The 23,920-nt window shown below is 72.5% G+C and carries 17 protein-coding genes, 1 tRNA gene and 1 pseudogene; 3 read left to right on the forward strand and 16 right to left on the reverse strand.

Translation table 11 applies throughout. From position 1 onward, the window contains the following. Positions 1-26 precede the first annotated feature (26 nt). Positions 27-1,136, reverse strand: coding sequence for an o-succinylbenzoate synthase (menC, locus tag ACZ41I_RS37670; protein WP_468516272.1), 1,110 nt, complete (start codon positions 1,134-1,136; stop codon positions 27-29). Further along, positions 1,133-1,888 carry a chorismate synthase gene (locus tag ACZ41I_RS37675; protein ID WP_399768564.1) on the reverse strand — a complete coding sequence of 252 codons (756 nt, stop codon included), beginning with the start codon at positions 1,886-1,888 and terminating at the stop codon, positions 1,133-1,135. Before ACZ41I_RS37675 ends, menC begins: the two co-directional genes overlap by 4 nt. A gap of 100 nt (positions 1,889-1,988) precedes the next feature. Between ACZ41I_RS37675 and ACZ41I_RS37680 the strand changes: the two genes are divergently transcribed. Next, complete coding sequence (locus tag ACZ41I_RS37680) at positions 1,989-3,551, forward strand: PucR family transcriptional regulator (RefSeq protein ID WP_468319827.1); 1,563 nt, start codon at positions 1,989-1,991, stop codon at positions 3,549-3,551. On the opposite strand, the gene dapE is transcribed toward ACZ41I_RS37680, so the two are convergent. The 5 genes and pseudogenes from dapE to ACZ41I_RS37705 form a co-directional block, all read right to left on the reverse strand. Then, a complete protein-coding gene (dapE, locus tag ACZ41I_RS37685) occupies positions 3,442-4,587 on the reverse strand; it encodes a succinyl-diaminopimelate desuccinylase (protein WP_468516273.1) in 1,146 nt (381 codons plus the stop codon). The genes ACZ41I_RS37680 and dapE overlap by 110 nt on opposite strands. Next, entirely contained in the window at positions 4,584-6,035 is a 1,452-nt protein-coding gene (locus tag ACZ41I_RS37690; RefSeq protein ID WP_399768558.1) for an amino acid permease, read from the reverse strand. The genes dapE and ACZ41I_RS37690 overlap by 4 nt, the downstream gene beginning before the upstream one ends. A 286-nt stretch (positions 6,036-6,321) precedes the next feature. Beyond that, the gene (locus ACZ41I_RS37695) at positions 6,322-6,963 is read right to left on the reverse strand and encodes an IclR family transcriptional regulator (RefSeq protein WP_363213898.1); all 642 of its coding nucleotides are present in this window, start codon (positions 6,961-6,963) and stop codon (positions 6,322-6,324) included. Positions 6,964-7,307: 344 nt separating this feature from the next. Continuing rightward, positions 7,308-9,098 carry a DEAD/DEAH box helicase gene (locus ACZ41I_RS37700; RefSeq protein WP_363213897.1) on the reverse strand — a complete coding sequence of 597 codons (1,791 nt, stop codon included), beginning with the start codon at positions 9,096-9,098 and terminating at the stop codon, positions 7,308-7,310. A gap of 183 nt (positions 9,099-9,281) precedes the next feature. Continuing rightward, a pseudogene (locus ACZ41I_RS37705) lies at positions 9,282-9,619 on the reverse strand (type II toxin-antitoxin system death-on-curing family toxin). A 235-nt stretch (positions 9,620-9,854) separates the two neighbouring features. On the opposite strand from ACZ41I_RS37705, the gene ACZ41I_RS37710 reads away from it, so the two are divergent. After that, positions 9,855-9,926, forward strand: a tRNA-Cys gene (locus ACZ41I_RS37710). A 72-nt stretch (positions 9,927-9,998) separates the two neighbouring features. Here the strand turns inward: ACZ41I_RS37710 and ACZ41I_RS37715 are convergent. From ACZ41I_RS37715 to ACZ41I_RS37755, 9 genes are all read right to left on the reverse strand, one after another. Further along, on the reverse strand, positions 9,999-12,098 hold the full coding sequence (locus ACZ41I_RS37715; protein ID WP_468516274.1) for a bifunctional YncE family protein/alkaline phosphatase family protein: 2,100 nt from the start codon (positions 12,096-12,098) through the stop codon (positions 9,999-10,001). Positions 12,099-12,516: 418 nt separating this feature from the next. Further along, positions 12,517-13,677 carry an SUKH-4 family immunity protein gene (locus ACZ41I_RS37720; RefSeq protein WP_399768548.1) on the reverse strand — a complete coding sequence of 387 codons (1,161 nt, stop codon included), beginning with the start codon at positions 13,675-13,677 and terminating at the stop codon, positions 12,517-12,519. 138 nt (positions 13,678-13,815) lie between these two features. Then, the gene (locus ACZ41I_RS37725; RefSeq protein WP_363213893.1) at positions 13,816-13,956 is read right to left on the reverse strand and encodes a hypothetical protein; all 141 of its coding nucleotides are present in this window, start codon (positions 13,954-13,956) and stop codon (positions 13,816-13,818) included. Beyond that, positions 13,953-16,262 carry a xanthine dehydrogenase family protein molybdopterin-binding subunit gene (locus ACZ41I_RS37730; protein WP_399768544.1) on the reverse strand — a complete coding sequence of 770 codons (2,310 nt, stop codon included), beginning with the start codon at positions 16,260-16,262 and terminating at the stop codon, positions 13,953-13,955. The genes ACZ41I_RS37725 and ACZ41I_RS37730 overlap by 4 nt, the downstream gene beginning before the upstream one ends. Then, positions 16,259-18,346: a (2Fe-2S)-binding protein gene (locus tag ACZ41I_RS37735; RefSeq protein ID WP_468516275.1), complete on the reverse strand. Its 2,088-nt coding sequence runs from the start codon at positions 18,344-18,346 to the stop codon at positions 16,259-16,261. The genes ACZ41I_RS37730 and ACZ41I_RS37735 overlap by 4 nt, the downstream gene beginning before the upstream one ends. Continuing rightward, positions 18,343-19,236: an FAD binding domain-containing protein gene (locus ACZ41I_RS37740; RefSeq protein WP_363213890.1), complete on the reverse strand. Its 894-nt coding sequence runs from the start codon at positions 19,234-19,236 to the stop codon at positions 18,343-18,345. Before ACZ41I_RS37740 ends, ACZ41I_RS37735 begins: the two co-directional genes overlap by 4 nt. A gap of 257 nt (positions 19,237-19,493) precedes the next feature. Continuing rightward, on the reverse strand, positions 19,494-21,116 hold the full coding sequence (locus tag ACZ41I_RS37745) for a beta-N-acetylhexosaminidase (protein ID WP_468516276.1): 1,623 nt from the start codon (positions 21,114-21,116) through the stop codon (positions 19,494-19,496). Positions 21,117-21,289: 173 nt separating this feature from the next. Next, on the reverse strand, positions 21,290-21,571 hold the full coding sequence (locus tag ACZ41I_RS37750) for a DUF3039 domain-containing protein (protein WP_191870597.1): 282 nt from the start codon (positions 21,569-21,571) through the stop codon (positions 21,290-21,292). A 29-nt stretch (positions 21,572-21,600) separates the two neighbouring features. Further along, positions 21,601-22,173, reverse strand: coding sequence for a YqgE/AlgH family protein (locus ACZ41I_RS37755; RefSeq protein WP_363213888.1), 573 nt, complete (start codon positions 22,171-22,173; stop codon positions 21,601-21,603). Between the two features lie 275 nt (positions 22,174-22,448). Here ACZ41I_RS37755 and murA point away from each other — a divergent pair, with 275 nt between their 5' ends. Further along, complete coding sequence (gene murA / locus ACZ41I_RS37760; RefSeq protein WP_031159434.1) at positions 22,449-23,789, forward strand: UDP-N-acetylglucosamine 1-carboxyvinyltransferase; 1,341 nt, start codon at positions 22,449-22,451, stop codon at positions 23,787-23,789. Positions 23,790-23,920 lie beyond the last annotated feature (131 nt).

The following is a 23,920-nucleotide window of genomic DNA, read 5'->3' on the forward strand; positions in this document are numbered from 1 at the left end:
AATCTAACGCGACCACCGCCTGTGCCTTATGCCGCGTACAGGTCCCGACGCTGCACGGTGAACCGGCGCAGGGCGTCCGGGAGGGGCGCGGTGCCGATGCCGGGCGTGGTCGGCACCGGGAGGTGGCCGTCCTCCAGGACGAACGGCTCGGTGATGTCCTCGGCGAAGTAGCGGGAGGAGGCGGAGGTGTCCCCGGGGAGGGTGAAGCCCGGCAGGGCGGCCAGGGCCAGGTTGGGGGCACGGCCGATGCCCGTCTCCAGCATGCCGCCGCACCACACCGGGACGCCGTGCGCGTGCGCCACGTCGTGGACCCGGCGGGCCTCCAGGTAGCCGCCGACCCGGGCGGGCTTGACGTTCACCACCCGGCAGGCGTCCAGCGCGATCGCGGAGGCGGTGTCGCGGGCGCCGTGCAGGGACTCGTCCAGGCAGACCGGCGTCCGCAGGCGCTGCTGCAGCCGGGCGTGGGCGTGCAGGTTGTTCTCCTCCAGCGGCTCCTCGATCAGCAGCAGCCCGAACTCGTCCAGCCGCCGCAGATGCTCGGCGTCCGCGAGGGTGTACGCCGTGTTGGCGTCCACCTGGAGGGGAAGAGCGGCGCCGAAGCGGTCGCGGACCGCACGGACCGGCTCCACGTCCCAGCCGGGCTCTATCTTCAGCTTGATGCGGACGTACCCCTCGGCGAGGTAGCGCTCGACGTCGTCCAGCAGCTCGGGGACCGAGTTCTTGATGCCGACGGACACCCCGGCGGGCACCCGGTCCCGTACCGCGCCGAGGTAGGTCGCGAGCGGCATGCCGTACGACCGCAGCTCGGCGTCCAGGAGCGCCGTCTCCAGGGCGGCCTTCGCCAGCTCGTGGCCCTTGATCCTCGCCAGGGCGGGGGCGAGCGCGGCCGTGGTGAGGTGTGGGAGGGCGGCCACGCGCGGGATCAGGAAGTCGCGCAGCACGATCTCGGCGCCGGCGACGAACTCCGGGCAGTACAGCGGTTCGGGGTCGGCGGCGAACTCGGACCAGCCCTCGGCGGTGTCCGTGACGGCCCGCAGGAGGAAGGTGTCCTTCGTCGTCATCGTCCCGAAGGACGTACGGAAGGGCGTGACCAGCGGGATCGCCACATGCACGATCTCTATGCGTTCCAGCTTCATGCGCCCGCCGCCTCCCGGGTGAGGGTGTACCAGCCGTCGCGGGACATGCCGGTGGCCCGGAATCCCTCCGTGAAGGCGTCCAGGAACACGTCACGCACCGCGTGCCGCCAGCGCAGCGCCAGCGCCGGGTCGGCGGCGCGCAGTTTCACGATGTCCTCCGGCACCCGGCACCAGACGTACCGGCCGGCGGGGTCGCGGCGGGCGAGGGGGTCGCCGTCGGGGGCCCTTCGGACGACCTGCCCGCGGGCCTCGACCTCGGGCGGGGCCCCGGACGCCGTCAGATCCCAGGTCACCGTCAGCCGGTCGCTCTCGTCGCCGTCGTTCACGCCGTCGCTCATGGGGCCGTAGAAGTCGACCAGGTACTCGGTGCCGACGGCGCCCAGCTTGACCAGGTTGAAGCGGGCGTTGCGGCCGACCAGCGGGTCGAAGGTCCAGCGCATGGTGCGCGCGCCGAGCCCGGCCGCCCAGTCGCGCTGGGCCAGCTTGACGGCGTGCCCGAGCCCCCGGTCGGCGGCGGCCACCAGCGAGTACGTGCTGTGCTCGGGGCCGAGGACGGCGACGGACGCCCCGGCGAGCCGCTGCCCGTCGTAGGCGGCGTGCACCGCGCCGCCCGCGTGCACCAGGCTGTGCAGGACCTCGGCCGGGTAGGGCGGGGCGGTGCGGGGTGTCTGCCAGACGTCGCTGAAGTAGTCGGCCACGGCCGTCAGGCGCGCGACGTCGTGGACGGTGCGGATGGTGACTCCTGCTGTCATGGCACGAGTCTCGAAGGAGCGTGCGGCGTATGTGTTGTGCGAGCGGCCAAGGGATGCGTACGTTCGTTTCACCATCCGCCAACAGCCTGCTGGGACCCTCATGGACGTCTGCACCCTCGGCGATCTCCTGGACGTCGTCGGCGGCCCCGCCCTGCGTCTGCACACCGCGCCCGCCGGCCGGGCCGTGCCGGTCACGGAGGCGGTGCTCCACGACGGCCGCACCCCGCTCCCCCGGCTGCCCGGCGCGCTGCTGCTTGCGGTCGGCGTGCCGGCGGACCGGGCGGGACCGCTGCTGCGGGCGGCGGCGGAGGCCGGGCTGACCGGCGTGGTGGTGCGCGGCGCGGACGGGCCGGTCGCGGAGGCGGACGCGCACGGCGTGGCGCTGCTGTCCGTCGCCGAGGACGCCGCCTGGCACCACGTGCATCTGCTGCTGGCCTCGGCCATCGCCGCCCGGCCCACCGCCGTCGCCCCGGACAGCGGGCTCGGCGACCTGTTCGCGCTGGCCGACGCGATCGCGACGGCGACCGGCGGGGCCACCGCCGTCGAGGACCCCCGGCAGCGGATCCTCGCCTACTCCACCGTCCCCGGCCAGCCGATCGACGAGGACCGCCGGCAGGGCATCCTCGGCCGTCAGGTGCCGACGACCAGCACGGAGAACACCGAGCAGTACCGCCGGCTGTTCGCCGCCGACCGCCCGCTGCGGCTGCCCGCGCTGACCGACGGCGACCTGCCCCGGCTGGCGATGCCGGTGCGGGCCGGCGGGGAGACGCTCGGCTCGGTGTGGGTGGTCGACGACGGCGCCCTCGCCCCGGATGCCGAGGACACCCTCGCCCAGGGCGCCTCGACGGCCGCCCTGCTCCTGCTGCGGGCCCGCGCGGCCCGGGAGCTGGCCCGGCACCGGGGCGGCGAGCTGCTGCGCCGGTTGCTGGACGGCACGGCGGCGGAGGCGACGACGGCCGCCGAACGGCTGGGCATCGCCGGCCCGGCCAGGGTGGCGGCCTTCGTCCTGGCGCTGGACTTCGCCGGGAGCGTCCCCGACACCGAGCGCACGGCGTCGCGCCTGCTGGACGTCGTACGGCTGCAGTGCGAGGCGCGCTACGGGCGGCACGCGGGTGTGCTGGTGGACGGGGTGGTGTACGCGGTGCTGCCCGGTCCGGGAGAACGGCACAAGCGGCTCGCCGAGGACATCGTGGCGCGGGCCGGGCAGGCGCTGCGGGTGCCGGTGCGGGCGGCGCTCGGCGAGGTGGTACCGGACGCGGAGGGGCTCACCCACTCGCGGGCGGACGCGGATCTGGTGCTGCGGGTGCTGGACGCACAGCTGCCGGTGGCCACGGTGGACGAGGTACGGGCCCGGGTGACGCTGCTGCGGCTGGCCGAAGTGATGGCCGGGCGGCGGGAGTTGAGCGCGGGCGCGTGGCGGCGGGTGCTGGCGTACGACGCCGCGCACGGCACCGAGTACGCGCGCACGCTGGTGTGCTGGTTCGACGCGGGCTGTGACATGGCGGGCGCGGCGAAGCGCCTCGCCGTGCACCCCAACACCTGCCGCTACCGCCTCAGGCAGCTCCAGCAGCACGCCGGGGTCGATCTGGACGACCCCGACGAACGGCTGGTGCTGTGGCTCCAGTTGCGGACGCTGGCCGGGCTCCGCTCAGCCACGCCCTGAGCCGGTCCTCGCAGCTGTGCAGGTGCTCGACGGGGACGTACTCCCCCGCCGTGTGGGCGAGGGACGGGTCCCCGGGACCGTAGTTGAGCGCGGGCACGCCCAGCGCGGCGAACCGGGCGACGTCCGTCCAGCCGAGCTTGGGCCTCGGGGAGGCACCGAGCGCGGCGACGAGAGCGCCGACCCGGTCCAGATGCGGCAGGGCACCCGCGACGACCTCGGTGACACGCACCTCGTACTCCGGGAAGAGCGAGCGCACGTACGCCTCGGCGTCCTGCGGCGAACGGCTGGGCGCAAAACGGCAGTTGACGGTGACGACACACTCGTCGGGTACGACGTTCCCGGCGACCCCGGCCCGTACGGCGACGGCGCCGAGCCCCTCCCGGTACTCCAGCCCGTCGATCACGACCCGCTGCGGCCGGTGCGCGTCGAGGCGCCGGAGGACCTCGCCGGCCTTGTGCGCGGCGTTGACGCCCTGCCAGGCGCGGGCGGTGTGGGCGCGGGCGCCCTTGACCACGATGTCGGCGGTGAGGATTCCCTGACAGCCGGCCTCGACGCCCGCGTCGGAGGGCTCCATGAGGATCGCCAGGCCGGCGTCGGCGAGCAGCTCGGGCCGCTCGGCGCCGATGCGGGCGAGCCCGTTGCGCTCGCCTTCGACCTCCTCGCACTCGTAGAGGACGAAGGTGAGATCGCGGACGGGCGCGGACAGGGTGGCGGCCAGCCGCAGCGCGACCGCGACCCCGCCCTTCATGTCGCAGGCGCCGAGCCCGTGCACCCGGCCGTCGGCGAGCCGGGAGGGCAGGTTCCGCGCGGCCGGGACGGTGTCCAGGTGCCCGGCGATCACGACGCGTTCGGGACGGCCGAGGCCGGTGCGGGCGACGACGGAGTTGCCGACCCGGTCGACGGTGAGGTGGGGCAGGCCGCGCAGGGCGGCGTGGACGGCGTCGGCGATGGCCTTCTCCCGTCCGCTCTCGGAGGGCAGGTCGACGAGGGCACGGGTGAGGGTGACGACGTCGGCGGTGAGGTCGAGCATGCTCATACGAGGTCCCGGGACTGGTTCAGCTGGGAGTGGCGGATGCCGTAGAGGCCGTAGACGACGAGTCCGGCCGCCATCCAGGCGCCGAACGCGATCCAGGTGTCGGCGCCCAGGCTGCCCAGCATGTAGACGCAGAAGCCGACGCCGAGCAGGGGCGTGAGGGGCGACAGGGGCACCCGGAAGGAGCGCGGGATGTCGGGGCTGCGCCGGCGCAGCAGCACGACCGCCAGGTTGACCAGCATGAACGCGAAGAGCGTGCCGATGCTGGTGGCGTCGGCGAGGCTGCCGAGCGGGACGAGGGCGGCGAGGACGGCGATGAACCCCGAGACGATGACGGTGTTGGCGCGGGGCACTCCGGTACGGGGGTGCACCTTGGCGAACAGGGGCGGCAGCAGCCCGTCCCGGGCCATGGCGAACAGAATGCGGATCTGCCCGTACTGCACGGTGAGCACCACACTGGTGGTGGCGACGACCGCGCCGACGGACAGCAGGACCGGCCACAGGTTCCCGCCGCCGACGGCTCGCACGAGCACCTCGCTGAGCGTGGCCTCGGTCCCGGCGAACTGCTTCCACGGCATGGCGCCGAGCGCGGCGACCGCGACGAGCACGTACAGGACGGTGACCAGGACGAGGGACAGGATGATGGCCCGCGGCAGGTCCCTCTGCGGGTTGCGTGCCTCCTCACCTGCGGTGGAGGCGGCGTCGAAGCCGATGTAGGAGAAGAAGAGGGAGGCCGCTCCGGCGCTCATGCCGGCGGCGCCGAGCGGGAAGAGGGGGTGGAAGTTCCCGGCGCGGAAGGCGGTGAAGGCGACGGCGCAGAACAGCACGAGGGCCGCGATCTTGACGCCGACCATGACGGTGTTGGCGACGGCGCTCTCCTTGGCGCCGCGCAGCAGGACGACCATGGCGAGTACGACGATGAGGGCGGCGGGGACGTTGAGGGTGCCCCCGGCTCCGGGCGGCGCGCTGAGGGAGTCGGGGAGCGAGACGCCGAAGGTGAGCTCCAGCAGTTCGTTGACGTACTGCCCCCACCCCACGGCGACGGCCGCCACGGAGACCCCGTACTCCAGGATCAGACACCAGCCGCACACCCAGGCGACCAGCTCGCCGAGGGTGGCGTAGGCGTAGCTGTAGGAGGATCCCGAGCCGGGGATCATGCCGGCCAGCTCGGCGTACGACAGCGCGGAGAACAGGGCGGTGACGCCGGCCAGCACGAAGGAGATGACGACGGCGGGCCCGGCCTCGGGGACGGCCTGGCCCAGCACCACGAAGATCCCCGTGCCGAGGGTGGCACCCACGCTGAGCAGCGTCAGCTGGGCCACGCCCATCGTCCGCTTGAGCCGGCTGCCGGCGGCATCGCCGAGGAGGCGTTGCACCGGCCGACGCCGGGTGAGGCTGTGTGTCCTGGTTCTTGCTGCTGTGGCCTCCGGCCGGGTGTCCACTGTGTCCACCGCGCTGTTCCCTCCGCCTCGGGGCTGTATGAGCCTTGATGATGCGGAGGGGGTGGGGCGGTGGGGTGGGCGGATCGGCCAAAGGTGGGGGGGTGGCGATTGGCCGGATGAGCAAAGGGCCGGCGGGTCGTTTGCCTGTGCGGCTGGGTGGGGCTGGTGGCGGGGTCGTTTGCCTGTGCGGCTGGGTGGGGGCTGCTCGCGCAGTTCCCCGCACCCCTTCGGCGCTCGGCGAGCGACCCGGCCCACGGGCACCTGCAGCGCGGTGCACCCGGCACCGGCCCCCGCGTCAGCGCAACGCCTCGGCGACCTCCCGCGCCGCTTCCACCACCCTCGGCCCCACCCGCTCCGGCACGGAGTCCGCCAGCATCACGACGCCCACACTGCCCTCGACCCCGGTGACCCCGACCAGCGGCGCCGCGGCCCCGCTCGCCCCGGCCTCCAGCTCACCATGGGTGAGGGTGTACCCGGGATCCACGGACGGCGACTGCCGAGCCGCCAGGATCGCCCGGCCCGCCGCCCCCCGGTCCAGCGGATGCCGGAACCCGGCGCGGTACGCCACGTGATAGTCGGTCCACGTCGGTTCGACCACGGCGACGGCCAGCGCCTCGGTCCCGTCCACCAGCGTCAGGTGCGCCGTCGCGCCTATGTCCTCCGCCAGCGCCCGCAGCGCGGGCAGCGCGGCCTCCCGCACCAGCGGATGCACCTGCCGGCCGAGCCGCAGCACCCCGAGGCCCACCCGGGCTCGACCGCCCAAGTCGCGCCGTACGAGCGCGTGTTGTTCCAGCGTGGCGAGCAACCGGTACACCACGGTACGGTTCACGCCCAGTTTCGTGGACAGCTCGGTGACGGTCAGCCCGTGGTCGGTGTCGGCCAGCAGTTTGAGGACGCGCAGTCCCCGGTCGAGCGTCTGAGAGGTCTCCGCGGTCACGACGCCCACTCCTTTGGTGGTGAGGCCGGCGGTCCCCTGAGCGGCGGATGCGTCACCGAGTCCCGTCGGCGACGCGCCTCAGAGGCCGCCGATCGGCAGAACGGCCCGGCGGCTCCGGGCCATGTCGCTTCACGGCTGCGCTCCGCGGCGGCGCTGCCACGGGGCGTGTGCGTAGCGGGACAGTAGCGAAGCAGGTTCGCTCAGCGGAAGTCTCAGTCCAGAATCCGGGCAAGACCAGTTCCGGCCTGCCGCAATTCGTCCGGAAACGCACGGGCCCCAGGAACTGACACACGCCAATCCCTGGGGGGTCCGGGGCGACGCCGGCCGTCAGTCCCAGCGGGGCGTCAGCGCATGCGCGTAGCCCACTCCTGCATCTTGGCGATCCGCTGCCGCAGCTGCCCCGCCGTGGCCTCCGCGCTGGGCGGTCCCCCGCACACCCTGCGCAGCTCGGTATGGATCACGCCGTGCGGCTTCCCACTCTGGTGCACATACGCGCTGACCATGGTGTTCAGCTGCTTGCGCAGCTCCATCATCTCCTTGTGCGTGACCACCGGCCGCCGCTCGGCGGGCAGCTCCAGCAGGTCGGCCTCGGTGTCCGGTTTTTTACGGCTGTGCGCGATCTGGCGGGCCTGCCGCTTCTGCAGGAGCAGCTGTACCTGCTCGGGTTCGAGCAGCCCCGGGATACCGAGGTAGTCCTGCTCCTCCTCGCTCCCCGGGTGCGCCTGCATGCCGAACTCGGCGCCGTCGTACAGCACCCGGTCGAAGACGGCGTCGGACTCCAGCGCCTCGAAGGGCAGCATGTCCTGCTCGCCGGTGTCCTCGTCCTGCTGCTTGTTCGCCTCCTCCATCTCCTTCTCGGATTCGGCGTACGGGTCCTCCTCGCCCTCCTTCTTGGGCTTGTCGAGGGCGTGGTCCCGTTCCTTCTCCATTTCGTTGGCGAAGGTCAGCAGGTCGGGCACGGTCGGCAGGAACACGGACGCGGTCTCGCCGCGCCGCCGGGACCGCACGAAACGCCCGACGGCCTGCGCGAAGAAGAGAGGGGTCGAGATCGTCGTCGCGTACACGCCCACCGCGAGCCGGGGGACGTCCACGCCCTCGGACACCATCCGGACCGCGACCATCCACCGGTCGTTGCTCTCGCTGAACTCGTCGATCTTCTTCGAGGCGCCGGCGTCGTCGGACAGCACGAGCGTCGCCTTCGTCCCCGTGATCTCACGGATGAGCTTGGCGTAGGCGCGGGCGGAGTCCTGGTCGGAGGCGATGACCAGCGCCCCCGCGTCCGGGATGGCCTTGCGGACCTCGGTCAGCCGCTGGTCGGCGGCACGCAGCACGCTCGGCATCCACTCGCCGCGCGGGTCCAGCGCCGTACGCCAGGCCTGGCTGACCGCGTCCTTGGTCATCGGCTCGCCGAGCCGGGCGGCGATCTCGTCACCGGCCTTGGTGCGCCAGCGCATGTTGCCGCTGTAGGAGAGGAAGATGACGGGCCGGACCACGTGGTCGGCGAGGGCGTTGCCGTAGCCGTACGTGTAGTCGGCGGCGGACCTCCGGATCCCGGCGTTGTCCTCCTCGTACGTCACGAAGGGGATGGGGTTGGTGTCGGAGCGGAACGGCGTACCGGTCAGCGCGAGCCGGCGCGTGGCGGGCTCGAACGCCTCCAGGCAGGCCTCACCCCAGGACTTGGAGTCACCGGCGTGGTGGATCTCGTCGAGGATGACGAGCGTCTTGCGCTGCTCGACCCGGTTGCGGTGCAGCATGGGCCGCACGCCGACACCGGCGTAGGTGACCGCGACGCCGTCGTACTCCCGGCCGAGGGGCCCCGCGCTGTACTCGGGATCGAGCTTGATCCCGATCCTTCCGGCCGCCTCGGCCCACTGCTTCTTCAGGTGCTCGGTGGGCGCGACCACGGTCACCTGCTGCACGACGTGGTGGTGCAGCAGCCAGGAGGCGAGCGTCAGCGCGAAGGTGGTCTTGCCGGCGCCGGGCGTGGCGACGGCGAGGAAGTCACGCGGCTGCTCCTGGAGGTACTTCTCCATCGCCCCCTGCTGCCAGGCACGCAGCTTGCTGGCGGTACCCCAGGGCGCGCGGCCCGGGAAGGCGGGCGACAGGTGATGGGAGTGAGCGGAGGAAGCAGTCATAGGGGCGGGCCCGGAGGGTCCTCCGTTGACGGTGGTGGCGGGCGACGGGCGGGCGGTAGTCACGGTCTCCGTATGTCTTGCGGGTCGGGGGCTCGGCTACGTATGACAACCGGGCCACCCTACCGGCGCCCCGCGCCCGTCAACGCCCGGACGAGCCCGGGTCGCCCTCGGGTGGGATCCACGTCACAGCCGCCGCAGCCGCCCCGCGATCACCGTGACATCACTGACGTCTCCCGAGGCCACATCGCTGACCAGGTCGTATGCGGTGTCCTGGTCGATGTCGGCGAGATCCACTCCGTTGCATGCCAGGAAGGTGGCCGTCGCCGGCCAGGCGGTGCGCTTGTTGCCGTCGACCAGGGGGTGGTTGGTGGCGAGGGCGTGCAGCAGGGCGCCCGCCTGCTCGTACAGGTCGGCATGGGCGGCCGTGCCGAACTTCCGGGCCCGGGGCCGGTGCACGGCGGAGACCAGCAGCCCCGGTCCCGCGCCTTCGGCGGCCGGCCGCCGAAGGCGATCTCGGCGATGGCGGTGACCTCGGTCGGCGTCGAGGGAGAGGGTCAGCTCCTGCACCGGAAGGAAGGCTACGGCCGCAAGATCACCGGGCGACGGATTTTGTCGGACCAACGCCGGGCCGGCGGCCCCCTCCCCCCAGCGCTCCCACGCCCCCGTTCATGAACGCCGTATGGCAGTCCCGTTGCACCCCCACCGATCCCCTTGAGTCCGGGAAGCACCTCGCCATAACGTCATTTCCACGAACACGGCCGTGTGCCCGAGTGGTTCAGGGGCTCGCCTGCAAAGCGAGTTACGTGGGTTCGAATCCCGCCACGGCCTCTGAGGCCTTGACCAGGCAGAAGACAAGGGCGGCACCCGTAACGGGGTGCCGCCCCTTCTCCCTTGGCCGAGTCATCCGCGAGGGGGATTGAGGCGGTTCATCGGGTAGGTCGGTCTGATCACCGCGTAGGGCCGGTAGACGGGCTTGTCGGTGAAGGACGCACTCAGTGGCGTGGAATAGTCGTCGAACTGGGTGAGGGGGCCGATTCCGGCGAACAGTTCCACGGTCCGGACCATGGAAGCGGTGCTGTAGAAGGTCGAGTCGATCCTTCCCGTCTGGGTGTACGGGCTGATTGCCAGGGCGATCGTCCGGTGGGCATCGATGTGGTCGGGCCCGTCCTGGGCCTCGTCCTCGGTGACGAGGATGGCGGTGTCCTTCCAGAACTGCGAGTGGGACACCGCATCCACCAGCCTTCCGAGGGCGTAGTCGTTGTCGGCCACCATCGCCTTGGGGGTGGGCCGACCGGCCCTGGTGCCCAAGGTGTGGTCACCGGGGAGCTGGATGAACTGCACCGTCGGCATGTCGCCCTTGGTCTCGTACCTGCGGAAGCTCTTCAGCCATTGGTCGATCCGTGGGGTCAGGCAGTCCTTCTTGGTGGCCGCGAACGTTCCCGCCGAGTCCGGGCAGCCCACCTCCACCTGGAACCCGTGGTCCGTCCGGGCGTCGAGCACCGGATCCGCGGCGTGCGCCTCGTTCCCCCGACGCGTCACGTAGAAGCCGAAGTTGGCAAAGCTCACACCGGCCTTGTCGAGGCGCTGCCAGAGATAGGAGTTCCCGGGCTCCTGCGCGGCGTTCTCTTCGGCGTTGTTCCCGCCGGCATAGACACCCTTGCGGCCCGAGTAACGTGCAGGCCACATCTGCTCGTCGTAAGGGTTGGAGTTGGCCTGGACCGCCCAGTTCCAGCCGCTGGCGCTGACCTTGCCATCGGCATAGAAGTTGTCGATGGTGGTGAAGCGCCGCGCCAACTCGCGCGTGTTGGGCGCCGACTCGTCCCCGAACAGGTTGAGGCCGGGGTCGCCGTTGCCCTTCTCCAGGCTGCCGAGCACCTGGTCGTAGCTGCGGTTCTCCTTGACCATGTAGATCACATGCTTGACGGGAGTCCCTCCGCCGGGCTTGCGCGGCACGACGGCACCACCGCCCCCGGTCACCGGGGCGTTGTTGCGCTGCACCTGGCGGGTGTACTCAGCCAGGCGTTCGCCCGATGCCGGCACGGCCACACTGCTCAGCGTGCCGAAGCCCATCGACGCGAGCTGCCGGCTGGGTGCCGCCCCGATGGGGCGCTCGGGATCGGGGTGTCCGGGACCGTTGTTCGGGCCTACCCCCAGCCCCTTGGCGTTCGTGATCCAAAGGCGTCCGTTGCGCCAGACCACCGCACTGGGGTACCAGCCGGTGGGTATCTGCCCCAGGATCCTGCCGCTGGTCGGATCGAGCACCGACACGCTGTTGTTGCCCGAGTTGGCGACGTAGAGCCGGTTACCCGCGGAATCCAGGGCCAGGCCCGTGGGGTTGCTGCCGATGAGAGGCTTCCGGGGAGGCGACAGGGAGAACCGGCGTACCACGCTCCTGGTGGGCAGATTCACCATGCTGACGCTGTCGGCGTCGCCGATCGCGACGTACAGCTTCCGACCGCACGCGGAAAGCACCGACTTGTTCGGATGCAGACCCACCTTGATCCGCCCGGTCACCCGGGGCGCCGCGCCCGCCACATCAACGATGTCCAGGGTGTCGGCACCCTGGTTCGACACGTAGGCCGTTCGCCCGTCCTTGCTGAGCGTCACCCACACCGGCCGACGGCCTGCGGCGACGGTCTGCACACGCCGGCTGACGGTGTCGGCGACCGTCACGGCGTCACCGCGCTGATCGGCGACCACCAGCTTTCTTCCGTCCGGGGTGATGGCCAGGCCGGCCGGGAACAGTGTGACGGCCTTGCCGTCCGGGGACTTGGTGGGCAGCTTGATGGGATCACGTTCGGTGAGTCGGCCACCGGCGAACGACAGCACCCGGATCTTGGAGTTCGCCGCGGCACTGGCATAGGCAGTCCTGCCGTCCGGACTCCACACCAGGCCGATGTACAGCGACTCCGGTGACGGATACGACAGTGTCTGGACGACCTTGTTCGTCCGGGTGTCGACCAATTGCAGACTCTGTACGCCCTGACCGTCGTTGGTCACCAGCAGATGGCGACCGTCCGGGTGAAGAGCTGCGTTCAGTGGGAGGTCCCCGAGCCGGGTCTGGTCCCCCGCTGGTGTGACCCGGTATCCCAGGGGCGTAACTGCAGTGCCGTCCTCCCTGGGACCGGCGGTCTTGATGGTGAGCGCGGATGACAGGGTCCGCTTCGTTGCCCCGGCCGACGGAGCGTCGGCCGGGGCAGAAGGGGCAGTGACCGGATCCCCGAGCGCCCAAGCGGTGGCGGCGGTGGCTATGACTGCCCCACCGATCGCGAGCGTGCGGAGGTTCGACCCGGCCATTGTCTTCTCCCTGGTCCGCAAGGCGACGCGACGTGGGTTCGGAGCTAAGAGAATTGTCACTGCCGGCCCCGAGCCGCTCTCGCCGCATCGGGCATTCGGGTGAGTCAGCAGCGGGATCGCTTCAGAGGACCCCGCCCGCCTCGTCCCGGAACAGGGCTGTCCAGTAGTGCCAGGTCGTGTCCGGCAGGGTGGCCGTGGGGTCGAGGGTGGTCAGGGTGTGGATCATGGCGGCGGCGAGCTGGTCGTAGGCGTTGGTGGTCAGTTCGTTGCCCAGGTGCTCGTCGATGGTGCGCTCGTGGTGCAGGAGCCAGAGTGTGAAGGCGAGGGTGGAGACGTCGGTGTTGAGCGGGTGGAGCGTCGCATCCGGTTCGCCGCAGGTCAGGACCGCGCCCGTTCTGCCGTCGACCACCAGGCTGTGGTCCCCGACCAGGCGGCCGAGGCGGACCAAGTGGTCGGCGTGGGCCGGGAGTTCGTCCGGGATGCGGTCGCCCGCGTATCCCTCGGTGACGTACTCACGGAGCGTCGGCAGCGGGACGTCCGTGTCGGCGTGGAAGAGGACCGCCTCCTCCGGCAGGCCGGTCTCCCGCAGGAAGCGCCGGGTCGGCTCGTGCGTGAGCGTCGCGGGGAAGTCGACCTCCTCGAAGCGCACCACCCGGCCGTGCCCGAACTCCTGGTCCAGCAGGCGGGCGGGCACGTCCAGGGTGAGCCCGCAGGCCGTGCCGGGACCCGCGGCGAGGGCGAGCGGGCGGATCAGGGCCGCCGCCTTCCAGTACGGCGGGACCTCGCCGCCCGCACCCTCCTGGAAGAGGGAGAGCAGCCGGCGGGTCGCCTCGGCCGCCGTCCCGGGGCCGTACTGGCCCGCCAGGGAGGCGAAACGGCCGCGCAGGCCCGCCAGTTCCTCCGTGACCGCGGCGAAGCGCAGCAGGGTGGCCAGGGAGGGCGCGAAGGGGCGGGCGTCGGACGGGGCGAAGAGGTACGCCGTCGTCAGCTCGCCGGTGCCGCCGTCGAGCAGGATGGACTCGCGCTCCGTGCCCGCCGGGTTGAGCAGTTCGCCTATCACCAGCCGGTCCCGCAGCTCGTCCGCCACGCGGAAGGGGCCCTTGGCGGCGTCGGCGAGTGTGCGCAGGCCGTGCGTGCGCAGGGGGGAGAAGGTCAGCAGGTCGGTGGCCGCGGGCAGGCCGGTGCCGCTGAGCAGGCCGCGCGTCGGCCCGTGCGTGACATAGCGGTCCAGCTCCGCCTCGGTCAGTGTGATCGCCGTGATCCCGGCCTCGGTCGTGCCCATCGCTCCCCCGCGATCTTCCCCGTACGGTGCGCCATTGCGTCCGTGAGTGCCGCTGCCCCCACCGCTCAAGCACACTACGCCGCCCCACTGACAACGGCCCTCACCGGCAAGGACGCCGGGCGACCCGGGTCCGTTGCGTCACGTGAAGTAGATACCGCCCAGGACCACGGCCAGCGCGGCGACGAGGAACAGCAGGATCCACAGGAACAACTTGCCGACGCTCGGCGGGGGTTCGTAGCGGGGCTCGTCGGGGGTCCCGGGGGTCTCGGGAGTGCTCACTGGGTCGTCACCACCGCTGCCTGCGGGCGGATCGGGAGGCGGTTGACCGGGCGGCCGGTGGCCGCGCGGACGGCGGAGGCGATCGCGGCCGGTGCCGTCACGACCGGGACCGCACTGACGGACTTGGCGCCGAAGGGGGCGACCACGTCCCGTTCCTCGACCAGTTTGACGATCCGGATGTCCGGCGCGTCCAGGGCGGTCGGGAGGGCGTATCCGGTCAGGTCGGGGTGGCGGACCAGACCGCGGGGCGTACGGAGGTTCTCCGTGAGCGCGATGCCCACGCCCTGGGTGACGCCCGCCTCGATCCGGGCGGCCAGCTGGGTCGGGTTGAGGATCCGGCCCACGTCCTGGGCGACCGCCAGCTCCACCACCCGGACCGAGCCCAGCTCGATGTCGACGTCCACCACCGCGCGGATCGCGCAGAAGGCCAGACCCACGAAGGCGTCGCCCTGGCCGGAGGCGTTCAGCGGCTCGGTGGGGTGCGGGCGGCACTGGGCGGTGGCCCACAGCTCCTTGCCGTCCAGCGCCTCGGTGACGGTCGTCGAGAGCACGCCGTCGTACGAAGTGATCTTGCCGTCCGTGATCTGCAGCAGCTCGGTGGACATGCCGAACTTGTGCGCCAGGGGCTGCAGCAGCTGGGTGCGGACCATCTTCGCCGCCCGCTCCACCGCGCCGCCCGACACCCAGGTGTGCCGGCCCCGGCAGCCCGCACCGGCCGGCGGCTGGTCGGTGTCGACCGGCGCCACGTGGACTTCCTCGATGCCGAGGGTCTCCTGGACGATCTGCCGGGCGAGCGTGGTGAAGCCCTGGCCGGTCTCGACGGCGGCGCAGAGGACGGTCGCCACGCCGTCGTGGACCTTGACCGTCGCCGTGGACACCTCGTCGGCGCCCTCCGCGCCGAGCATGTGCACCATGCCCAGGCCGTAGCCGACGCCCCGGCGCACCGCGCCCGGTTCGCCCGCGCCCTCGGGACCGCCGGGCAGCAGCCACTCCTCCTCGGGGCTGTCCTTGGGCAGGGCCGGCAGCGGGAAGTCCCGTACCGCCTGAAGGAGTTCGGCCACGGGGGCGGGGCAGGTCACCGTCTGGCCGATCGGGAGGACGTCCCCCGTCGCCAGGACGTTGCGCAGGCGCACCTCGGCCGGGTCCAGGCCCAGCTTCCTGGCCAGCTTGTCCATCTGCGCCTCGTAGGCGGCGCACACCTGCATCGCGCCCTCGCCGCGCACATGCCCGGAGGGCGGGTTGTTGGTGCGCACGGCCCAGCCCTCGATGAAGGCGTTCGGGACGACGTACGGGCCGCACGCGAAGGAGACGGCGGCGGCCAGCGCGTCGGAGGAGGTGTCGGCGTACGCGCCGGCGTCCAGCAGGATCTGCGCCTCCACCTTCACCAGCTTGCCCTCGGCGTCCGCGTGGTGGCGGTACCGGAGCAGCGTCGGATGGCGGTGGGCGTGGCCGAGGAAGGACTCCTCGCGGGTCGCCGTGAGCTTCACCGGGCAGCCGGTCTTGAGGGCGAGCAGGCCGAGCGGGAGCTGGAAGCCCTGGTCCTCGCGGTCGGCGGTGGCGCCCGGCACCCCGGTGACGACGATCTTCACCCGATCGGGGGACAGGCCGTAGCAGGCCGCGGCGGTGTTGCGGTCGGTGTGCGGGTCGGTGGAGGCCAGGTACAGCTCCACGCCGCCGTCGGGGCGCGGCACGGCGAGGCCGGCCTCGGCGCCGATCGGGGCCGGGTCCTGACGCCCTATGCGGTACTGGCCCTCCACGACGACCTCGCCGACCGCCGACGGGTCGCCGTGGTGCAGCGGAATGTGCCGGATCAGGTTGCCGTCGGGGTGCAGCGGCTCGGCCTCGAAGGCCTGCTCGGGGTCGGTGACCGGGTCGAGCACTTCGTACTCGACGATGACGGCCGCGGCGGCCATCCGCGCGGTGTCGGGGTGGTCGGCGGCGACGGCCGCGATGGGTTCGCCGTGGTGGCGTACGACCTCGGAGGCGAACACCGGCCGGTCGGGCGTGCCCCGGCCGTGGCGCGGGGTGCCGGGTACGTCCTCGTGGGTGACGACGGCGCGGACGCCGGGCATCTCGCGCGCGTGGCTGGTGTCGATGGACACGATGCGCGCGTGCGCGTGCGGGGAGCGCAGGACGGCCGCCCACAGCAGGCCCTCGGCCCACAGGTCGGCCGCGTACGGGAAGGTGCCCTCGGTCTTGGCACGGGCGTCGGCGTGCGGCAGGGAGGCGCCGATGCCGTGCGGCCACGCCTCGGCCTCGGGGGCTGCTTCCCCGGCGGTGGTCGCCGTGGCGGCTTCGTTGCTCACGCCTGGCCTCCGTCCTGGCCGTAGTGCGGGTCGTGCGGGCCGTGCGGTCCCGGGGTGCCGTGCGGCGGGGTGCCGTACGGGTCGGGCGCGCCGTAGGGATCCGGTGCGTCGCCGTAGCCGCCGGGAGCGGCCTGCGGCGTGTCGAACGCGCCCGGCACCTCGAACGCCGAGGGGTTGACCCCGCCGGCGCCGGGGCCCGCCTGGTGGGGAATACGGGCCTCGGCCGCGTCCGTCTCGGCGTCGGCGGCGTGCGACGCCTCGCGTTCGGCGACGACCTCCTGGACGGCCTGGAGGACGCCCCGGTAGCCGGAGCAGCGGCACAGGTTGCCGCACAGCGCCTGCCGGGTCTCCAGCTCGGTCGGCGCGGGGTTGCCCTCCAGCAGGTCGTGCAGGGTCATCGCCATGCCGGGCACGCAGAAGCCGCACTGCACGGCGCCGCACCGGGCGAGCGCGCGCTGTACGTCGGAGGGCTGTCCGTCGACGGCGAGACCCTCGACCGTGCGCACCTCGCTGCCGGCCGCGGTGACCGACGGGACCAGGCAGGAGGCCACCAGCCGGCCGTCGACCTGCACGTTGCAGGCCCCGCACTCGCCCTGCGAGCAGCCGTCCTTGGCGCCCGCGAGACCGAGCCGTTCCCGCAGGACGTACAGCAGCGACTCGCCGATCCAGGCCCCGGTGACGGGACGGTCGACGCCGTTGACGCGCAGGACGTAGGAGGCGAGCGGGTGGTCGTCGTTCGGCGGGAGGGGCGCGGCGTGGTCCGCGTGTTCCTCGGCGGCGTCCTCCCGCGGCCGGGGCGCGGTTTCCTCGGCGGCGCCCTCGGCTGCGACGGCGGCCCCGGGTGCGTCGGCGGCGTTCTCCGGTACGGCCGCGGAGGCCGGGGGCTGCGGTGCCGAGTGGCCGCCCGCCACCGCGTCGGCCGCGGCGGGGTCGGTGGGCGTCGTGGGCGCTGTGGCCGCCCGTGGGGCTTCGGCGGAGGCCGCGGGGCCCTCGTGGCCTGCTGGGCCGTCAGCGGGGCGCTCAGAGGCCTCCCCGGGGCCGTGGCCCTCCGTGTCCGGTCCCGTTCCGGCCGTCGGCTCGCCCCGCTGCTCGGGGAACGCGGTCGGCACGCCGGACTGCTCCGGCTCCGCGGCCTCGCCGAACTCGGCGGACCGGGCAGGCCCGGCGGACCCGCCGAACGCGCCGGGGCGGTCGTCCTCGGCGCGGCGCGCCTCGACATGTGCGGCAGCGCCCTCGCCGCGCCGACCGTCCCCGTGACCGGCCGGTGGGTGCGCGGTGTCCTCGCGACCGGCCGGTGGGTGCGCGGCCTCCCTGTGGCCGGCCGGCGGATGGCCGGCGCCTCCGTGACCGGGTTCATCTGCCCCGGTCTCCTCGTGCGCGGCCGTGCCGTGGTCGGCCGGGGCCTGCCCGTACCGCTCGTCCGGTGCGGGGGCGTAGCCCGGCGTTGCCGCATCCGCCGGCGCCGGTGCGGCCGGAGCGCCCGCGGGGTGCGCGTCGGTGTGGTCGGGCAGGGCGGTGTGGCCGGTGTCCGCGGGCGGGTCCCAGGGGCCGCCCGTGTCCTGCGTCGCCCATGGCGCGGGCGCGCCGCCGGGCAGCGTGGCCGGCGGGGTGCCGCCCCACTGTTCGACCAGGGAGGACGTGGTGAACTCGCCCGATTCGTCCGGAAGGTCGCCGCCGGCGACCGGGATGGACCACTGTCCGGTGACGTCGTGCCCGGGCGCGGCCGGGGCCGCGGCCTCGTCGAAGGTCCAGTGCTGGGTCGCGCCGGGCTGGTAGGTGAACCGGTCGTCCGCGGAGGGCACCTGGGGCGTGGCGTTCGGGTCGGGCCACTCGGCGCCGCCCGCGGGCGCGGTCCAGGTGCCGGGGGCGGCGGGGTCCCCGGTGCCGGGGGCGGCCGTTATCCGCGGCGGCACGTAGCCGTGCCCCGGCGCGGCCAGCGGGCTGTCGCCGGACAGCAGGGCGTCGATACCGCCCTCGGGGAGCTTGACGAAGGCGGTGGCGCCGTCGTCGTAGTCGCCCTGGGGCAGCGGGTTCCAGCGTCCGCCGCCCTGGGGCGTGCCCTCTCCGTGCTGGTCGTCGGTCACGACAGCGCCCTCCCCAGTGCTCGTCGGGCCAGTGCGGCGACGGTGCGCCGCAGGTGCAGTACGGCGGGCGGAAGCGGGGCGACCGAGCCGTCCGGCTCCGGTGCCGGGTCCGGGATGCAGGCCGCGGCGACGTACTCGCCGAAGGCGTTCAAAGCCTCCGGCACGAGTGCGCGGTCGTTGTCCCAGTCGATCAGCTGGGCGACCCACTGCTCGGCCTCCAGGGGCCTGAGCGGCATCGGCGCTATGGCGCCGACGGCGCACCGCACTCCGCGCCGGGCGGGGTCGAGGACGAGGGCCACGGAGGCCAGCGCGCGGCCCGGGCCGGTGCGTCCGGTCGCCTTCAGGAAGACCTGCGGGGCGTGCAGCAGCGGCACGCGCACGTAGCCGATGAGTTCACCGCCGCGCAGCATCTCCATGCCGGCCAGCAGGTGCGACACCGGGATCTCCCGGCGGGCTCCGCCCGGGCCCGCGATGATCAGCGTCGCCTCCAGGGCGGCGAGGACCGGCAGCGCGTCCCCGGTGGGGGCGGCCGTGGCGATGTTGCCGCCGAGGGTGCCCGCGTTGCGGATGTGCGGCGGGCCCGCGGCGCGCGCGGCGGCGGCGAGCGCCGGGATCAGGGCCGCGAAGTCGGGGCGGCCCATCCGCGCGTGCGTGAGGCCCGCGCCGAGCAGCGCGTGGCCGTCCTGGTACTGCCAGCCGCGGATCTCGCTGATCCGCCCGAGACCCACCAGTGCGGCGGGCCTGAGCTGACCGGAGTTGACGGCGGCCATCAGATCGGTGCCGCCCGCGACGGGGACCGCGGTGGGCATCTCGGCGAGGGCCGCCACCGCCTCGTCCAGCGTCGTGGGCAGCGTGACGGCCTGCGCCGCCTGCGGTGCGTGCGTGGTCAAACCGGCTGCCCCTTCCCGCTGCCCCACTGGTCCCACCTGTGTGGCCGTACCGTACGTGCTCACAGGGCGGACGTGGCAACTCTGGCACATCTTCGCCACGGCCGAACGCGGGGGTCCGCTAGGAGGCATTCGCCCACCTCACCATGGAGATGGTCCGTTTTCGCACGGCATCACCGGTGCGCACCGATTGACACTCTTCGGTGACCCTTGACGCGGTTTTCCATTCCTTGTTCGGAACGGTCACGTGTTCGGGGTGGTCACTTGTTCGGCGGCGGCCCCTCTTTCGGGCGACCGAGGACGCCGGGGCGTTTCTGCCACGGCCGGGGCCCGGTGGGCGGCCGATAAGCGACTCCGAGGGCGTCCAGTCGCGCGTAATGGGCGGCCATACGGCGTTCGAAGCCGGCGAAGTCCCGGTCCGCGGGGGCCGGCAGGCGGCTCCAGGCCACCTCGGCGAAGGCCGCGAGCCGGGGAAACGTCTGGTAGTCCACGCGTGCGGCGTCCTCCATCACCTCGGTCCAGACGTTGGCCTGAGTGCCCAGCACATGCCGGGCCTCCTCCTCGGTGAGCCCGGGCGGGACGGGTTCGAACCGGTAGACGTCCTCCAGGGTGCGCACGAACCCGATCGGCACGGGCTCGTCCTCGCCCGGGGCCTGACGATGGTCCAGATACACGTACTGCTCCGGGCACATGACGACGTCGTGGCCGGCCCGCGCGGCCGCGATGCCGCCGCCGTAACCGCGCCAGGAGGACACCGCGGCCCCCTCGGCGAGCCCGCCCTCCAGGATCTCGTCCCAGCCGATGAGCCGGCGCCCGCGCGCGGCGAGCCACGCGTCGAAGTGCCCGATGAACCACGACTGCAGTTCGTCCTCGTCGGCGAGTCCGAGGTCCGCGATCCGGTTCTTGGCCGCCGGCGACTCGCTCCACTGCTCCTTTCGGCACTCGTCCCCGCCGACGTGGACGAACTGCGAAGGGAACAGTTCCAGGACCTCCTCGAACACTCCCTCGTAGAAGCGCAGCGTGTTGTCGGTGGGGGCCAGTACGTTGGGGGAGATCCCCCAGGTGTCCCACACGGAGAGGGCGGAGGTGTCGATGACGTCGGTGTTGCCGAGTTCCGGGTACGCGGCGATGGCGGCCTGCGAGTGGCCCGGTACGTCGATTTCCGGGACGACGGTGATATGCCGCTCGGCGGCGTAGGCGACGATCTCCCGGATGTCGTCCTGGGTGTAGTAACCCCCGTGCGGCTTCTCCTCCCACAGCGGCGAGGCCCGGTGACCGAATTTCGTCCGCGACCGCCAGGAGGCGATCTCCGTCAGCCTCGGGCAGCGCTTGATCTCCAGCCGCCAGCCCTGGTCGTCCGTCAGGTGGAAGTGGAAGACGTTGAGTTTGTGCGCGGCCATCAGATCCAGATAGCGCAGCACGCCGTCCTTGGGCATGAAGTGCCGGGCGACGTCGAGGAGGAGACCGCGCCAGCGGAAACGGGGCGCGTCCTCGATGGTCTGGTGGGGGATGCCGAACGTGCGGCCGGGGCGTACGGGGGCGCGCCGGAAGGCCTCGGGGCCGAGGAGCTGACGCAGGGTCTGCGCACCCCAGAAGACGCCGGCCGGGTCACCGCCGCGGATCTCCACGCCCCGGCCGGCGACCACGCTCAGGCGGTACGCCTCCGCCTCCAGCGAGTCGTCCAGGAGCAGGCGCACACACCCGCGGGCGTCCTCCGGGCCGGGCCGCAGCGGCAGCCCCAGAGCGGCGCCGAGCGTGCTGCGCAGCCAGCGCTCCGTGGTCTGCGTGCCCGGGGCAGCCCACAGCGTGGTCTCGTGGTCCAGCAGGACGCCGCAGCGCATCGGTCCCTCGATGGCGCGCGGCGCCGGAATCAGATCCGTCATGTCCAGTCCTTTACCGCTCCGCCCCGCGGGGAGGCCAGACGTCGATGTGGTCTGCACCACTTCGTGACCGGCACCTCGTGACCGGAAAGCATGAAGGCCCCCGGGGTGCGCGTCTCGCACGCGCACCCCGGGGGCCCTGCGAAAACCGGGACCGGCGGGCAGACCGTCAGGGTCTACTTCTTGTCGCCGCCCTTGTCCTCGCCACCGCTGCCCATGGACTCGTAGATCTCCTTGCACATGGGGCACACGGGGTACTTCTTCGGGTCGCGGCCCGGCACCCAGACCTTGCCGCACAGCGCCACGACGGGGGTGCCGTCGAGGGCGCTCGCCATGATCTTGTCCTTCTGGACGTAGTGGGCGAAGCGCTCGTGGTCGCCGTCGCCGTGGGACACCTGTGGCGTCGGCTCTACGAGGGTCCCCGTACCAGTCCCGCGCTCGGGCTCAAGAGTGCTCATATCGCCAAGGGTACTGAAGCTCACACGCATCAGTTGAGCGACGGGTCGTCCGGGTACGTCGCCACCATCGCCAGCTCGTTGCGCTGGCGGCGCAGGACCTCGCGCCAGAGTCTTTCCGGGGCCGGCGAGGAGACGTCCCCGGGCTCCGACTCGACCACGTACCAGGCGCCCTCGACCAGCTCGTCCTCCAGCTGGCCGGGGCCCCAGCCGGAGTATCCGGCGAAGATCCGCAAGGACCCGAGGGCCGAGGCGAGCAGCTCGGGCGGGGCTTCCAGGTCGACCAGGCCGATCGCGCCGTGCACCCGGCGCCAGCCGAGCGGGGCGAGGTCGCCGTTCGCGCCGCCCGGGATGACCGCGACGCCGAGCGCCGAGTCGAGCGAGACGGGGCCGCCCTGGAAGACGACACCGGGCTCGCCGGCGAGGTCGGCCCAGCCCTCCAGGATGTCACCCACGTCCACCGGGGTGGGGCGGTTGAGGACGACGCCGAGGGAACCCTCCTCGTCGTGGTCGAGAAGGAGCACCACCGCGCGGTCGAAGTTCGGGTCCGCCAGGGCGGGAGTGGCCACGAGCAGCCGCCCTGTGAGCGAGGACACCTCGGTCATGCCAGACATGATCCCGCATCTTCCCCTTCGGTGGGGAGCCAATCGGCGTGCCGGAGTGAACGCAGCTCAGGGAGCGGGGAAGCACTCCGGGCGCACACCGCGAGCGGTGACCCCATGTGCCCGAAAGAAAACGGTTCGTGTTGTGACACAGCTATGACGTGTCTGGGTGGTACTCGGGCTTACGGACGGGGGGTAATCGGCGATTACCCTGTCTTCCCGGCCCCTGCGCACAGTGATCGGCCGGCCCCTGCCCAACTCATCGGAACGCGAGATACATGACCGTCAACGACGATGTCCTGCTTGTCCACGGCGGAACCCCGCTGGAGGGCGAGATCCGTGTCCGCGGTGCGAAGAACCTCGTACCGAAGGCCATGGTCGCCGCCCTGCTGGGCAGCGCGCCGAGCCGACTGCGCAACGTCCCCGACATCCGTGACGTGCGGGTCGTCCGCGGCCTGCTCCAGCTGCACGGGGTGACGGTCCGTCCGGGCGACGAGCCCGGCGAGCTGGTGCTCGACCCGACGCACGTCGAGAGCGCCAACGTGGCTGACATCGATGCCCACGCGGGGTCGAGTCGTATCCCGATCCTCTTCTGCGGCCCTCTCCTGCACCGTCTCGGCCACGCGTTCATCCCGGGTCTCGGCGGCTGTGACATCGGCGGCCGGCCCATCGACTTCCACTTCGACGTGCTGCGGCAGTTCGGCGCGACGATCGAGAAGCGGGCCGACGGGCAGTACCTGGAGGCGCCGCAGCGGCTGCGCGGAACGAAGATCCGGCTGCCGTACCCGTCCGTCGGTGCGACCGAGCAGGTGCTGCTGACGGCCGTACTCGCCGAGGGCGTAACCGAGTTGTCCAACGCGGCCGTCGAGCCGGAGATCGAGGACCTCATCTGCGTGCTGCAGAAGATGGGCGCGATCATCGCGATGGACACCGACCGCACGATCCGCATCACCGGTGTGGACAAGCTCGGCGGCTACACCCACCGCGCCCTGTCGGACCGCCTGGAGGCCGCCTCCTGGGCGTCCGCGGCGCTCGCGACCAACGGCAACATCTACGTCCGCGGCGCCCAGCAGCGCTCGATGATGACGTTCCTGAACACCTACCGGAAGGTGGGCGGCGCCTTCGAGATCGACGACGAGGGCATCCGTTTCTGGCACCCCGGCGGCCAGTTGAAGTCCATCGCGCTGGAGACGGACGTCCACCCCGGTTTCCAGACCGACTGGCAGCAGCCGCTGGTCGTGGCGCTCACGCAGGCCACGGGCCTGTCCATCATCCACGAGACGGTCTACGAGTCCCGCCTCGGCTTCACCTCGGCCCTCAACCAGATGGGCGCCCACATCCAGCTGTACCGCGAGTGCCTGGGCGGCTCCGACTGCCGCTTCGGCCAGCGCAACTTCCTGCACTCCGCGGTCGTCTCCGGCCCCACCAAGCTGCAGGGTGCCGACCTGGTCATCCCCGACCTGCGCGGCGGCTTCTCGTACCTGATCGCGGCCCTGGCCGCCGAGGGCACGTCCCGAGTCCACGGCATCGACCTCATCAACCGCGGCTACGAGAACTTCATGGAGAAGCTCGTGGAACTGGGCGCGAAGGTGGAACTGCCGGGCAAGGCGCTGGGCTAGCCTTCGTACACGCCTGAAGGGCGGCCCCCCTCGGCAAGAGGGGGGCCGCCCTTTGGACATCGTCGGCTGCGGCGCGCCCCGAGGGGGGCGCGGGGAACTGCGCGACCAGCCACCGGCGGCCCGCAGTCACC

The organism is Streptomyces sp. NPDC030799 (genome assembly GCF_055572255.1).